This window comes from Neorhizobium sp. P1_A6 (assembly GCF_056406795.1).
Window position 1 is genome coordinate 84,044 of sequence record NZ_JBFTZM010000008.1, and the last position, 13,508, is coordinate 97,551.

The 13,508-nt window shown below is 62.4% G+C and carries 12 protein-coding genes; 10 read left to right on the plus strand and 2 right to left on the minus strand.

Annotation, left to right across the window (positions count from 1 at the left end; translation table 11 throughout):
* Positions 1-54: 54 nt before the first annotated feature.
* Positions 55-1,302, minus strand: a complete 1,248-nt coding sequence (locus AC1D3C_RS17365) for an NAD(P)/FAD-dependent oxidoreductase (protein ID WP_477483755.1) — start codon at positions 1,300-1,302, stop codon at positions 55-57.
* A gap of 81 nt (positions 1,303-1,383) precedes the next feature.
* A complete protein-coding gene (locus tag AC1D3C_RS17370; protein WP_477483756.1) occupies positions 1,384-1,731 on the minus strand; it encodes a hypothetical protein in 348 nt (115 codons plus the stop codon).
* On the opposite strand from AC1D3C_RS17370, the gene AC1D3C_RS17375 reads away from it, so the two are divergent.
* The 10 genes from AC1D3C_RS17375 (at position 1,730) to AC1D3C_RS17420 (ending at position 13,398) form a co-directional block, all read left to right on the plus strand.
* Positions 1,730-2,020, plus strand: coding sequence for a hypothetical protein (locus AC1D3C_RS17375; protein WP_477483757.1), 291 nt, complete (start codon positions 1,730-1,732; stop codon positions 2,018-2,020). The two genes, AC1D3C_RS17370 and AC1D3C_RS17375, sit on opposite strands and share 2 nt — an antisense overlap.
* Before the next feature lie 11 nt (positions 2,021-2,031).
* Positions 2,032-2,196: a hypothetical protein gene (locus AC1D3C_RS17380; protein WP_247033515.1), complete on the plus strand. Its 165-nt coding sequence runs from the start codon at positions 2,032-2,034 to the stop codon at positions 2,194-2,196.
* 312 nt (positions 2,197-2,508) lie between these two features.
* Positions 2,509-2,598, plus strand: coding sequence for a K(+)-transporting ATPase subunit F (kdpF, locus tag AC1D3C_RS17385; RefSeq protein WP_038539975.1), 90 nt, complete (start codon positions 2,509-2,511; stop codon positions 2,596-2,598).
* A gap of 65 nt (positions 2,599-2,663) precedes the next feature.
* Positions 2,664-4,367, plus strand: a complete 1,704-nt coding sequence (kdpA, locus tag AC1D3C_RS17390) for a potassium-transporting ATPase subunit KdpA (protein ID WP_477483758.1) — start codon at positions 2,664-2,666, stop codon at positions 4,365-4,367.
* A 231-nt stretch (positions 4,368-4,598) separates the two neighbouring features.
* On the plus strand, positions 4,599-6,686 hold the full coding sequence (kdpB, locus tag AC1D3C_RS17395; protein WP_477483759.1) for a potassium-transporting ATPase subunit KdpB: 2,088 nt from the start codon (positions 4,599-4,601) through the stop codon (positions 6,684-6,686).
* 68 nt (positions 6,687-6,754) lie between these two features.
* Entirely contained in the window at positions 6,755-7,324 is a 570-nt protein-coding gene (kdpC, locus tag AC1D3C_RS17400) for a potassium-transporting ATPase subunit KdpC (protein ID WP_247138348.1), read from the plus strand.
* 176 nt (positions 7,325-7,500) lie between these two features.
* A complete protein-coding gene (locus tag AC1D3C_RS17405; RefSeq protein ID WP_477483760.1) occupies positions 7,501-10,206 on the plus strand; it encodes a DUF4118 domain-containing protein in 2,706 nt (901 codons plus the stop codon).
* The gene (locus tag AC1D3C_RS17410; RefSeq protein ID WP_477483761.1) at positions 10,203-10,895 is read left to right on the plus strand and encodes a response regulator transcription factor; all 693 of its coding nucleotides are present in this window, start codon (positions 10,203-10,205) and stop codon (positions 10,893-10,895) included. Before AC1D3C_RS17405 ends, AC1D3C_RS17410 begins: the two co-directional genes overlap by 4 nt.
* A 33-nt stretch (positions 10,896-10,928) precedes the next feature.
* Positions 10,929-11,378: a PTS sugar transporter subunit IIA gene (locus AC1D3C_RS17415; RefSeq protein ID WP_038548726.1), complete on the plus strand. Its 450-nt coding sequence runs from the start codon at positions 10,929-10,931 to the stop codon at positions 11,376-11,378.
* A gap of 112 nt (positions 11,379-11,490) precedes the next feature.
* Positions 11,491-13,398 carry a sensor domain-containing diguanylate cyclase gene (locus tag AC1D3C_RS17420; protein WP_477483762.1) on the plus strand — a complete coding sequence of 636 codons (1,908 nt, stop codon included), beginning with the start codon at positions 11,491-11,493 and terminating at the stop codon, positions 13,396-13,398.
* Positions 13,399-13,508 lie beyond the last annotated feature (110 nt).

A 13,508-nucleotide genomic window follows, 5' to 3' on the forward strand; every position in this document is an offset into this window, starting at 1 on the left:
CCGCACAGGGCAGGCTCCGACAGTCCGTGCCCCTTCAAGACCAATCGAACAGAGCTAGGCGTTGAAGCGCTCTGGCCTATAAGCCGAGATGTCGATCAATGTCTTCTGCCCCGTGATCGCCTCGGCAATCGCCTGACCGGTCACCGGACCCAGCGTCAGGCCGTGATGCGCATGACCGAAGGCGAACCACAGGCCGTCGTGCCGGGGCGCCTTGCCGATGACGGGCATCATGTCCGGCGTGCAGGGGCGGGCGCCCATCCACGGCTCTTGGTCGAGCCGCTCCGCGAGCGGGAAGATGCTGCGCGCCACGGCTTCGGCGCGTTCCAGCTGAACAGGTGTCTTCGGCGCGTCGCGGCGGGCAAATTCCGCGCCCGTCGTCAGGCGGATGCCCTGGTTCATCGGGGCCAGGAAATAACCGCGCTCCGCATCCATGGTCCAGCCGTTGAGCTTGGCATTGCCCTTGGCCGAATAGTGCATGTGGTAGCCGCGCTTGACGCCGACCAGGAAATTGTAGCCGAGCGGTTTCGTAACGGTATCGGACCAGGGCCCGAGCGCCACCACCACGTCCTTGGCTTCCACCGTGCCTTCGCCGGCGACGATCCGCCAGCCGGTCTTGGTCTGCGACAGGCTCTTGGCATCGCCCTTCAGCACCCGGCCGCCGAGGCTTTCGAACAGTTTTACATAGGCGCGCGTCAGCGCCAGCGGATCCTTGACCGACCATGGGTCTTCCCAGCGCAGACCGCCGACGAAATCGTTGGAAAGATTGGGTTCCTGCTCGGCGATATCGGCCGGCGAAAGTTCCTTGAAGGCGACGCCATACTCCTTGCGAAGCCGCTCGGCCTCGCCGATCTCGCCGTCATGCTTGCCGCGGGTGCGGAACACCTCCGTCCAGCCGTTCTTGGCGATCAGATTCTGGGCTCCGGCCTCCTCGATCAACTCGTTATGGGTTGCGATCGAATGCTCGATCAGCGGCGCATAAGCGCGGGCGATCAGCTGGTGGCGGGTCAGGTTCGAATGCCACCAGTATTTCGCTAGGAACGAGGTGACCGAGGGAATGGCCTTCCAGTGGTAATGCGCATCGATCCGGTTGTTGAGCGCATAACGCAGGATCAGGCCGAACTGCTGGGGAAAGCCGTAGGGCACAACACCCTCGCGCTGGATCAGGCCGGCATTGCCGTAGGATGTCTCCATGCCGGGTTCTTTCCGGTCGACGAGCACCACCGATTTGCCGCGCCGGGCGAGCTGCAATGCCGTCGAAACGCCGACAATGCCGGCTCCCAGCACGATCGCATCTGCTGTCATGATCTGAATTCCATTTCCCAAGTCTTTTATCGTTCGAGGATTTCAACATGCCGCCCGGAATGCTGCGGCGCAAACGAAAAATCACGGTTGCTTATATGGATTCCCTATTTCTTCGTCTGCCGCATCCAATCGAAAGCCTATGCGGCCGTCGCTACCTTTCGGATCGTCGTGCATCGGTTTCGATGCGGGCTCCGCGCGAACAATGCCGCGGGCCGATCCCAACAAGGAGTGACTGAAATGTTTGGTCGTTTGGGGAGCGTCTACTTCCTGCATCTTGCTGAAGCCAAAGCCCGGCAGCGCCGGCTGTCGAAGCCAAATCGCCCGGTCGACGCGAACCTCGGCGTTTTCCTGAGGCTCCTCGGCGTCATCGGCCTCGGCCTTTGCGCCGCGGGCCTTGTTTCCATGATGGCTGCGTGAGGGGATCGTCATGGGTAAGGCAATGCCGAAAGTCGAGCCTCCCTCGCGAGGCGTGCGTTTCATGGTGGGCCGCGATGTCGGCGGCCGTTGGGTCGTCTCCGACCGCGATGGGCTCGTCGGCGGATTGTTCACCAATCGGGCGTCGGCGGTGCATTTCGCCATGTTCGAAAGTGATCGCACGCCGGGTGCCGTCTGCTGCCTCCCGGAAGGCGTCACCTTGAGCTTGGGGCCGATTTTCGAGACCCCGGTGAAGGCCCCCGAGGCGATCGATTCCCGCATGAAGATCGTCGGACGGGGATGAGGAGAATGCTGATGTCCAGGGCCGTTCACCACATGCGCCAACACGTATATCCGCGCTCCCGTAATTTCGGGAATCCGGACCATCTGCGTGCATCGAGCATCATTCTCGGCATGCTCGCGGTGATGCTGATGGCGCTCGTTTTCGCCTATGCCATAACCTTTACGGCCGCTTCCTGAGGGCAGCCGCCGCCGGAAAGAACGAAATTCCTATAGGATTTTTATTTCTTTCCCCTGAGCCCCGTCTCGAACCCCTATGCGGTCGCGCCGCATATTAGGGTCCGAGAGATCGCTAAAGATCATCTCCAAAGCCGCAAAGCATCAAAGTGCCGTCTTTCGGGGACGGCATCCCTTGCCTTGTCCGGCCTCGCCTTAACAACAGGAGTCCAGATCGATGTTTGACGTCATTCTACTCGGCACCGCAGTCGTCTTCTTCGGTCTCTGCCTTGCCTATACCCGCGCTTGCGACAGGCTTTGAAGGGAGAAGCTCCGATGATCCTCGATTATGTCTTGAGCGGCGGCGTGACCGTGTTCCTCACCGTCTACCTCACCTACGCTCTCATTCGCCCAGAACGCTTCTGAAAAGAACGCTTTTAAAGAGAACCGGCGCCGTTCGTCAGCTGCCGGGTATTGAAAGTTAAGCCCAAATGACCCTCAACGGATGGCTCCAGATCCTGCTTTATTGCGGGATCATCATCGCGCTCGTCAAACCGCTCGGCGGTTACATGACGCGTGTCTTCTCAGGCGAGCGCACTCTTCTGTCACCTGTCCTCGTTCCGATCGAACGGGGACTTTATGCCGTGGCCGGCACCAGCGAACGCGAAGACCAGCATTGGACCTCCTATGCCTTCTCGCTGCTGATGTTCAACCTGTTCGGCGTCGTCGTGCTCTATGCGATGATGCGGCTGCAGGCCGGCCTGCCCTATAATCCGGCCGGCATGGCTGCGGTGCCGCCCGAGCTTTCCTTCAACACCGCCGTCAGTTTCGTCAGCAACACCAACTGGCAGAACTACGGCGGCGAAAGCGCCATGTCCTATCTGACCCAGATGATGGGTCTCAACGTGCAGAATTTCGCCTCCGCCGCGACCGGCATGGCAATCGCCGTCGGCCTGATTCGCGCCTTTTCGCGCGCTTCCGGCAAGGCGATCGGCAATTTCTGGGTCGATATGACCCGCGCCACGCTCTATATCCTGCTGCCGATCTGCATCGTGCTGACGCTGGTCTATGTCTGGCTCGGCGTGCCGCAGACGCTCGGACCTTATGTCGAAGCGACGACGCTGGAAGGCGCCAAGCAGACCATCGCGCTCGGCCCGGTCGCCTCGCAGCTTGCCATCAAGATGCTCGGCACCAATGGCGGCGGTTTCTTCAACGCCAACTCGGCACATCCGTTCGAAAATCCGGATGCGATATCCAATCTCATCCAGATGGTGTCGATCTTTGCGATCGGTGCCGCCCTGACCAACGTTTTCGGCCGTATGGTCGGCAACCAGCGCCAGGGCTGGGCGATCCTTGCATCGATGGGCATCCTGTTCATCGTCGGCGTCGGCATCACCTACTGGGCGGAAGCGGCCGGCAATCCGCTGATGCACCAGTTCGGCCTTGCCGGTGGCAACATGGAAGGCAAGGAAGTCCGCTTCGGCGTCACCCTGTCGTCGCTGTTTGCGGTCATCACCACGGCGGCCTCCTGCGGCGCGGTCAATGCCATGCACGGCTCGTTCACGGCACTCGGCGGCCTGATCCCGCTCATCAACATGCAGCTCGGCGAAGTCATCGTCGGCGGCGTCGGCGCGGGTTTCTACGGCATCATCCTCTTCATCATCGTCGCAGTCTTCGTGGCCGGGCTTATGGTCGGCCGCACGCCGGAATATCTCGGCAAAAAGATCGAGGCGAAGGAGATGAAGATGGCCGTGCTCGCCATTCTCTGCCTGCCACTCGCCATGCTGGTCTTTACGGCGATCGCCACGGTGTTGCCGTCCGCCGTCGCCTCGATCGGCACCGCCGGCCCGCACGGCTTCTCCGAAATCCTCTACGCCTATACCTCGGCTGCGGCCAATAACGGCTCGGCTTTCGGCGGACTGACGGGCAACACGCCATGGTACAACGTGACGCTTGGGCTCGGCATGCTGATGGGCCGCTTCCTAGTCATCATTCCGGCGCTCGCCATCGCAGGCTCGCTGGTCGCCAAGAAGACGGTTCCGGCGTCCGCGGGCACCTTCCCGACGGACGGCCCGCTCTTCGTCGGCCTGCTGGTCGGCACGATCCTGATCGTCGGCGGCCTCACCTTCATGCCCGCCCTGGCGCTCGGCCCGGTCGTCGAACACCTGGTCATGATCGCCGGCCAGACCTTCTGAGGGACCAAGGGGAGCAATGCCATGAGCATCCGCAAAGCTCTCCGCGGACAGTCCACTCTTGCCTCGCAAAAGCGAGGCAAGAGTGGACAGAGCCCCTACGGATCCTATGCAATTTTTATCATGACGGCGGTCATTCTTGCCGTTGTCCTCGTGATCGAAGTCTTGCGCGGCTGATCGACCCTTCGTCGCCTCGATTGACAAGCCAACTCATTTTCAAAGCTGGAGTCTCTTATGAGCCAGGCAAAATCCGCGAGCATCATCGATACTCGCATCCTCATTCCGGCCGCAGGTGATGCTTTCAAGAAGCTCAACCCGCGGACCCTTGCCCGGAACCCCGTCATGTTCGTCGTGGCCACGGTCTCGGTCCTCACCACCGTGCTTTTCCTCCGCGACCTCGCGGCCGGCAACGGCAATCTCGGTTTCTCCTTCCAGATCAACATCTGGCTCTGGTTCACCGTGCTGTTCGCCAATTTCGCCGAAGCGGTCGCCGAAGGCCGCGGCAAGGCGCAGGCGGATTCGCTGCGCAAGGCCCGCACCGAAACCCAGGCCAAGCTGCTCTCGGGCAGCGACCGCACCCACTACAAGATGGTCGCCGGTACGAGCCTTAAGGTCGGTGACGTCGTGCTCGTCGAACCGGGCGACATCATTCCGTCGGATGGCGAAGTCATCGAGGGTGTCGCCTCTGTGAACGAAGCGGCGATCACCGGTGAATCCGCGCCCGTCATCCGCGAATCCGGCGGCGACCGCTCGGCCGTGACAGGCGGGACGCAAGTCCTGTCGGACTGGATCCGCGTCCGTATCACGGCCGCTGCCGGCTCGACCTTCCTTGACCGGATGATCTCGCTCGTCGAGGGCGCCGAGCGCCAGAAGACGCCGAACGAGATCGCGCTCAACATCCTGCTCGCCGGCATGACGCTGATCTTCGTGCTCGCGACCGCAACGATCCCGAGCTTCGCGATCTATGCCGGCGGCTCGATCCCGATCATCATCCTCGTCGCGCTGTTCGTGACGCTGATCCCGACCACGATCGGCGCACTGCTCTCGGCGATCGGCATCGCTGGCATGGACCGCCTCGTCCGCTTCAACGTGCTCGCCATGTCCGGCCGCGCGGTGGAAGCCGCCGGCGACGTCGATACGCTGCTCCTCGACAAGACCGGCACGATCACGCTCGGCAACCGCCAGGCCACCTCGTTCCGCCCGGTCCGAGGCGTCTCCGAACAGGATCTCGCCGATGCCGCCCAGCTCGCCTCGCTTGCCGACGAAACGCCGGAAGGCCGCTCGATCGTCGTGCTTGCCAAGGAAAAGTACGCTATCCGCGGCCGCGACATGGCGAACCTGAAGGCGAGTTTCGTCCCCTTTACCGCCCAGACCCGCATGAGCGGCGTCGATCTCGACGGTTCGCAAATCCGCAAGGGTGCGGTCGATGCGGTACTCGCCTATGTCCGTGCCGGTTCGCTTCCGGTCTCCGGCAATGCGGCGATCGCCGCCAGCCCGCAATCCGATATCGTGCGCGAGCTGCAGGCGATCGCCGACGAAATCGCCAAGGCCGGCGGCACCCCGCTTGCCGTTGCCCGTGACGGCAAGCTGCTCGGCGTCGTCCAGTTGAAGGACATCGTCAAGGGCGGTATCCGCGAACGTTTTGCGGAACTGCGCCGCATGGGCATCCGCACCGTGATGATCACTGGCGACAACCCGATGACCGCGGCGGCGATTGCCGCCGAAGCCGGCGTCGACGACTTCCTTGCCCAGGCGACACCTGAGAACAAGCTGACGCTGATCCGCGAGGAACAGGCCAAGGGTAAGCTCGTCGCCATGTGCGGCGACGGTACCAACGATGCGCCTGCACTCGCCCAGGCCGATGTCGGCGTCGCCATGAACACCGGCACGGTGGCCGCCCGCGAGGCCGGCAACATGGTCGACCTCGACTCGGACCCGACGAAACTCATCGAGATCGTCGAGATCGGCAAGCAGCTCCTGATGACCCGTGGCGCGCTGACCACTTTTTCGATCGCCAACGATATCGCCAAGTATTTCGCCATCATCCCGGCGATGTTCCTGACCTTCTACCCGCAGCTCGGCGTGCTGAACATCATGGGGCTGGCCACGCCGCAAAGCGCCATCCTGTCGGCGATCATCTTCAACGCACTGATCATCATCGCGTTGATCCCGCTGTCGCTGAAGGGCGTCAAATACCGGGCTATCGGCGCCGGCGCGCTGCTTTCTCGCAATCTGCTCGTCTATGGTCTCGGCGGCATCCTCGTTCCCTTCATCGGCATCAAAGCGATCGACATGATCATCACCGCGATCGGTCTCGCTTAAATTTTACGCGGTTTCTTCACGCGAACCGGCATCCACTTCGCTTGAAAACGCTTTTCGGAGAAATGACAATGTTCAAGCAACTTCGCCCTGCGATCGTCATGATCGTCGCTACCACGGCCATTACAGGCCTGATCTACCCCTTCGCCATGACTGGCATCGCCCAGGCCGTTTTCCCGGTCCAGGCAAACGGCAGCCTGGTCGAGAAGGACGGAACCGTTGTCGGCTCGGCGCTGATCGGCCAGGCATTCACCGGCGACCAGTACTTCCACGGTCGTCCGTCTGCTGCCGGCGACGGTTACAACGCCGCCTCGTCCTCCGGTTCCAACCTCGGCCCGACCAGCGCCAAGCTGATCGACCGGGTGAAGACGGACTACGAAGCCGCCAGGGCGACCAACCCGAACGCGGAGGTGCCGATCGACCTCGTCACGGCCTCTGGCAGCGGCCTCGACCCACATATCTCGCCGGAAGCCGCGCTCTTCCAGGTGCCGCGCGTCGCCAAGGCCCGCAACATGGATGAGGCAGCCGTCCGCGCGCTCGTCGAAGCTCATGTCGAAAGCCGCGAACTCGGTTTTCTAGGCGAACCTGTGGTCAATGTGCTTGCGTTGAATATGGCGATTGATGCTCCTATGACTCGATGAAGTAGCAAGTTGCGTCGCCCCCTCATCCGACCCTTCGGGCCACCTTCTCCCCGCCGGGGAGAAGAAAGTTATGCCGCGGCGTTTCCGGTCGTCCTCTCCCCTCGGGGAGAGGGTGGCCGAGCGTAGCGGAGGCCGGGTGAGGGGGTGTCACCCACCGACACGAAAGACCAAACCGCATGCCCGACGACAGTCGCGAGAGTGAGAACAGGCCTTCGCCGGATGCGCTTCTGGAGCATGCCGAGCGTGAGGCGCGCGGGCGGTTGAAGATTTTCCTGGGCGCTGCGCCCGGCGTCGGCAAGACCTACGAGATGCTGATGTCCGGCCGCGCCCGCAGGGCGGACGGTCTCGACGTGGTGATCGGCGTGGTCGAAACCCATGGCCGCCAGGAGACCGAGGCGCTGGTCGAGGGCTTCGAGATCGTGCCCCGCAAGGCGATCGATTATCGCGGCCAGCAGCTCGATGAAATGGACCTCGACGCTATTCTCGCGCGCCGTCCGGCGCTCGTTCTGGTCGACGAACTTGCTCATACCAACGCCGCCGGCAGCCGCCATCCGAAGCGCTACATGGATGTGCAGGAAATCCTCAGCCAAGGTATCGACGTCTATTCGACGCTCAACATCCAGCATGTCGAGAGCCTGAACGACGTGGTGGCACAGATCACCCGTGTCCGGGTGCGTGAGACGGTGCCGGACAGCATCATCGACCGGGCCGACGACGTCGAGATCATCGATATTACCCCCGACGACCTCATCAAGCGGCTGAACGACGGCAAGGTCTATGTGCCGCAGACGGCGCGGCGCGCGATCGAGAACTACTTTTCACCTGGAAACCTGACGGCGCTGCGCGAACTGGCGCTCCGCCGCACCGCCCAACGGGTTGACGAGCAGCTTTTGAACCATATGCAGGCGCATGCGATTTCCGGCCCCTGGGCGGCCGGCGATCGGGTGCTCGTCTGCCTCGACCACGGCAGGAACGGCGCGAGCCTGGTGCGGTACGCCCGCCGCCAGGCCGATCGCCTGCGCGCGCCCTGGGCGGCGCTGCATCTGGAAACGCCGCAGTCGGTCAATCTGCCCGAACAGGACAAGGACCGGCTGGCGGCCAACATGCGGCTGGCCGAACAGCTCGGCGGCGAGACCGTGACGCTACCGGCGCTGCAGCCGTCGCGCGAGATCATTGCTTATGCGAATGCCAACAACTTCACCCATATCGTCGTCGGACGCCCGGCCAGACCGCGCTGGCGGCAGATCTTGCAGGGGTCGGTTACCTATGACCTGATCCGCTACGCGGGCGATATCAGCGTCCATGTCATCTCCGGCGACACCAAGGAAGGCGAACCGAAACGAGGCCTGAAGGCGGCGCAGCTGCCCAAGGCCTTCCGCTTCAAGCCCTATGTCAAAAGTACGATTTTCGTGGCTCTCGCGATCATCGCCGGTGCTGCGCTCGACCAGACGCTCGACGTCCGCAACCTTGCCCTCGTTTTCCTCATGGCGGTGTTGGCGGCCGCGGTGCGCGGCGGGCTGGGGCCGGGCTTGTTCGCTTCGGTGGCCGGGGCGCTCTCCTTCAACTTCTTTTTTCTCGAACCGCGCTACACGTTTACGGTCCGGGATCCGGAAAGCCTGGTGGCGCTGTTCTTCTATCTTGGCGTCGCGGTCGTTGCTTCAAACCTGACGGCGGCCGTGCAGCGCCAGGCGGCGGCGGCCCGCCAGCGGGCGCGCACCACCGAAGACCTCTATCTCTTCTCGAAGAAACTCGCCGGTACCGGCACGCTGGACGATGTGCTCTGGGCGACCGCCTTCCAGATAGCCTCGATGCTGAAAGTCCGCGTCGTCATCCTGCTGCCGGAGAATGGCTCGATCGCCGTCAAGGCCGGTTACCCGCCGGACGACACGCTGGTGGATGCGGATATCGCCGCCGCCAAATGGGCCTGGGAGCATAATCGCCCGGCCGGCCGCGCCGCCGACACGTTGCCGGGGGCCAAACGTCTTTACCTGCCGATGCGCACCGGCCGCGAAGCGGTCGGCGTCATCGGTCTCGACAACGATAAGCAGGGACCATTGCTCACCCCTGAACAGCAGCGGCTGTTCGATGCGCTGACAGATCAGGCAGCGCTGGCGATCGAGCGCATCCAGCTTGTCTCCGATGTCGACAAGGCCAAGCTCGCCGCCGAGACCGACCGCCTGCGCACCGCGCTGCTCACCTCGATCTCGCATGACCTGAAGACGCCGCTTGCCGCGATCATGGGGTCGGCGGGCACGCTCAAGGATTTTGGCGCCGACATTCCGGAAGAGGCGCGTGCCGAACTGCTGACCAGCGTCGTCGACGAGTCCGAGCGACTGAACCGTTTCATCTCCAACCTGCTCGATATGACCCGCATCGGCTCCGGTGCCATGGAGCCGAACTACGCCTTTCATTTCGCCGGCGATATCGTTGGCACGGCCTTGAGCCGGACCGCGAAGATTGTCTCCGCCCACAAGCTCAATGTCCGCATTCCCGCCGACATGCCGATGCTGAAGGTCGATCCGGTCCTGTTCGAGCAGGTCCTGTTCAACCTCATCGACAATGCCGCCAAGTACGCGCCGGAAGACACAGTCATCGATATCCGTGGCTGGCAGGATGGCGGTTCAATCCTTATCTCGGTGATGGACGAGGGACCTGGCATCCCGCCCGACGATCTGGAGCGGATCTTCGACAGTTTCTACAGGGTGCGGAAGGGTGACCATGTGCGGGCAGGCACGGGGCTCGGCCTTTCCATCTGCCGCGGCTTCATCGAGGCCATGGGCGGTACAATCCGGGCGTCCAACCGGTCCGATCGCCCGGGTGCGATCTTCACGATCCGGATGCCGGTGCCGACTGAAATGCCCATTATGGGAGAACAGGAATGACCAATACCGCGGTGCGCGTCCTGATCGTCGATGACGAGCCGCCGATCCGCAAGCTCTTGCGCGTGGGCCTCTCCACCCAGGGTTATGCCGTCAGCGAGGCGATGAATGCCACGGTCGCGATCGATCTCGTAAGATCAGAAAAGCCGGACCTGATCATCCTCGATCTCGGCCTGCCGGATATGCCGGGTCACGATCTGCTGGCCAGATGGCGGGGCGAGGGGCTGGATTTGCCGATCGTCATCCTCTCCAGTCGCACCGACGAGGCCGGCATCGTCAAGGCGCTCGAACTCGGCGCCGACGACTATGTGGCGAAACCCTTCGGCATGAACGAACTCGTCGCCCGCATCCGGGTGGCACTGCGCCATCGGCTGCAGACACAGGGCGAAAAACCCGTCTTCCAGACCGGTGAGCTTTCGGTCGACCTCGTCAAGCGCATCGTCAAGGTTGCCGACAAGGAGATCAAGCTGTCGCCGAAGGAGTACGACATCCTGCGTATCCTGGTGCAGCATGCGGGCAAGGTCCTGACCCACCGGTTCCTCCTCGAACATGTCTGGGACGGCCTGACCGACGTGCAATACCTGCGCGTCTATGTGCGCCAGCTTCGCCAGAAGATCGAGAAAGCGCCCGATCAGCCGCAATATATCCTGACCGAAACCGGCGTCGGTTATCGGCTGCAGGAAGGCCAATAGGCGCTGCTATTTTCATCAATGGACATGACCCCCATGAAACTTCGGGATTATCTCCCGCCGGAGAATATCGTGCTGGATCTGGCTCCGCCGTCGAAGGCGATCCTGATCCGGCAACTCGCCGCGCTGGCCGCCGAAAGGCTGGCGCTCGATGCCGGCGAGATCGTCCGGGTGCTGACCAACCGCGAAGCCCTGGGTTCGACAGGGATCGGTGCCGGCATTGCCATTCCGCATGCAAACGTGCAGGGCCTCGATCGGCATTTCTGCCTTTTCGCGCGGCTGGCGAAGCCGGTCGATTTCGAGGCGGTGGACGACGAGCCGGTCGATCTCGTATTCCTGCTTCTCAATCCGCAGAACCGTTCGGACCACTTGAATATTCTGTCCTGCATCGCGCGGCGCGTGCGTGAGGAGGAGGTGGCTGCAGCCATTCGGCGAGCTACCGGCGTCCAGGACGTTCATTCGCGTCTTTGCCCAGCAAATCTATGATTAAAATGCGGGTAAGTTGGATTAGGCGAACGTAAACGACTTCTTCCTAATGTCCTTGACCGGCGGATCGCAACTCCTGGGGCGCCCTGTTGCGTCGGTTTGGGAGAGAGAGATGATAGGTGCAATCAAATTCCTGCCCGCCAGGACGTTTGCTGCCGTTGCATTTGCTGTCTCCGGCTTCGTCGGCCTGATCGCCTGGGGAGAATATTCCAGCTGGAGGTCCCAGGTCGCCGGCATCGAGGCGGGCTTGGCCCAGACGGCCAAGGCGCTGGTGCAGCATGCCGACGACACGGTCGACATGGCGAGGTTTCCGCTGGCGGCCCTGATCACCCGCATCGAGCAGGAACGCGACGTGGTGGACATGCCGGCAAAGATCACCCAGGTGATGAAACGCCAGGTCGAGACCACCCCTTGGCTCGACGCCCTCGCCGTCTTCGAGGCCGATGGCAGAATGGTCGCGACATCGTCTTCGATCGACGCCAGCGGCATGAATTTTTCGGACAGGGAGTATTTTGTATTCCATCAATCCTCAGACACGCGCGAGCCCGTATTGGGCAGGCCGTTGAAGAACAAGTTGAACGGTCAGTGGATATTGCCGGTCACGCAGAGGATCAGCAATCCGGACGGAAGTTTCGGCGGCGTTGCGCTGGCGGCATTCATCCTCACCGAATTGACCAACTTCTTTCAGGGCTTCAGCCTGGGCAGCGAGGGCTCGTTCCTCTTGGTTCGCCGCGACGGCGTCGTGCTGGCGCGTGCGCCATTCCTCCAGACGCTGCTTGGATCGAGCATCTCGTCCTACGATCTGTTCACGGACCATCTCCGCCAACGGCATTCCGGCTCCTATCACTACGTCTCCCCGATTGATGGCCTGCAACGCATAGGCGGCTTTTATCAGAGCGAGCGCAGCGGCCTGGTCGGACTTGCTGCGGTATCCCAGTCCGAAGCGCTGGCGACCTGGATGAAGGGCGCGCGGATACGATGGGTCGCGTGCCTTATCCTAGTGGCGATCACCGGCTTCCTGGTTTGGCGCTGGCGGCGCCAGGTGATGTTGCGGCGGGCGAGCGAAGCACTGCTGGTGGCGCGCGAAGCGGAATTCCGGCTGCTTGCGGAAGGTTCAGGGGACCTGATTCAACGCTTCAACGGCCATGGGATCAGGGAATATCTCTCGCCATCGGTCAGGGAGATACTCGGTGTCGACGCCGAGGCGATGCTTGGCACTCATATTCTCGAGAACCTGCATGAGGACGATCACGGTGCCGTCACCGAGGTCATGGCCCGGCTGCGGGAAGGGTCGACCAGGGAAAATATGATCGTCCGGCGCAAACGGGCCGACGGCAAGCAGATCTGGCTCGAGACCACTTTGAACAGGCTGCCGGGCGGCACCGGCGGTACCGATATTCGCATTGTTGCCGTCACACGCGACGTCACGCGTCAGAAGAGCCTCCAGGAAGAGCTGGATGCGCTCGCCAATACCGACGAACTTACCCAACTCGCCAATCGCCGCTCCTTCAATATCCATTTCGAGGACATGGTGTTGCAGGCGGCACAGCAATACGCGCCGCTCTCTCTTCTGATGATCGACGCGGACCACTTCAAGCTGTTCAACGATACCTATGGCCACGCCTCCGGCGACGACTGTCTGCGAGCGATTGCCACTGTCGTGCGCGGTTCGATCCGTCGGTCGAAGGATCTTGCCGCCCGTTATGGCGGCGAGGAACTTGCGGTCCTGTTGCCGGATACGAATGGCGCCGGTGCGTTGAAGGTAGCGGAAAACATCCGCCAGCGCGTCGCCGGCCTTCAATTGCCACACGAGAAGAACCTTCCCTGGGGGCACGTGACGATCAGCATAGGCACCGCGACCTTCTATCCCGCAGGAGGCGTCAAGCTGACGACCGCGGAACTGTTCGAGCGCGCCGACCATGCGCTCTACCGGGCGAAAAACAGCGGTCGCAATCAGGTCGCGGCCGGCGGGGATGAGGTGGCCAGGACCACCGTTCGGCCGGAAATCAAGTCCGTCTGACCGCCTGCCACGCTCATTGGCCCGTTATATCCTTGATAAATGCCAGATTTCGCGCTTGACGTCGGCCCGGAGGGGAATACTAAGAAACATCCCCCACCGACGGCCGTTTG

Bases quoted from the DNA above. Each gene is read 5' to 3' on its own strand.
- AC1D3C_RS17365 (WP_477483755.1), bottom strand. From the start codon at position 1,302: ATGACAGCAGATGCGATCGTGCTGGGAGCCGGCATTGTCGGCGTTTCG.
- AC1D3C_RS17375 (WP_477483757.1), top strand. From the start codon at position 1,730: ATGGGTAAGGCAATGCCGAAAGTCGAGCCTCCCTCGCGAGGCGTGCGT.
- AC1D3C_RS17370 (WP_477483756.1), bottom strand. From the start codon at position 1,731: ATGACGATCCCCTCACGCAGCCATCATGGAAACAAGGCCCGCGGCGCA.
- AC1D3C_RS17380 (WP_247033515.1), top strand. From the start codon at position 2,032: ATGTCCAGGGCCGTTCACCACATGCGCCAACACGTATATCCGCGCTCC.
- kdpF (WP_038539975.1), top strand. From the start codon at position 2,509: ATGATCCTCGATTATGTCTTGAGCGGCGGCGTGACCGTGTTCCTCACC.
- kdpA (WP_477483758.1), top strand. From the start codon at position 2,664: ATGACCCTCAACGGATGGCTCCAGATCCTGCTTTATTGCGGGATCATC.
- kdpB (WP_477483759.1), top strand. From the start codon at position 4,599: ATGAGCCAGGCAAAATCCGCGAGCATCATCGATACTCGCATCCTCATT.
- kdpC (WP_247138348.1), top strand. From the start codon at position 6,755: ATGTTCAAGCAACTTCGCCCTGCGATCGTCATGATCGTCGCTACCACG.
- AC1D3C_RS17405 (WP_477483760.1), top strand. From the start codon at position 7,501: ATGCCCGACGACAGTCGCGAGAGTGAGAACAGGCCTTCGCCGGATGCG.
- AC1D3C_RS17410 (WP_477483761.1), top strand. From the start codon at position 10,203: ATGACCAATACCGCGGTGCGCGTCCTGATCGTCGATGACGAGCCGCCG.
- AC1D3C_RS17415 (WP_038548726.1), top strand. From the start codon at position 10,929: ATGAAACTTCGGGATTATCTCCCGCCGGAGAATATCGTGCTGGATCTG.
- AC1D3C_RS17420 (WP_477483762.1), top strand. From the start codon at position 11,491: ATGATAGGTGCAATCAAATTCCTGCCCGCCAGGACGTTTGCTGCCGTT.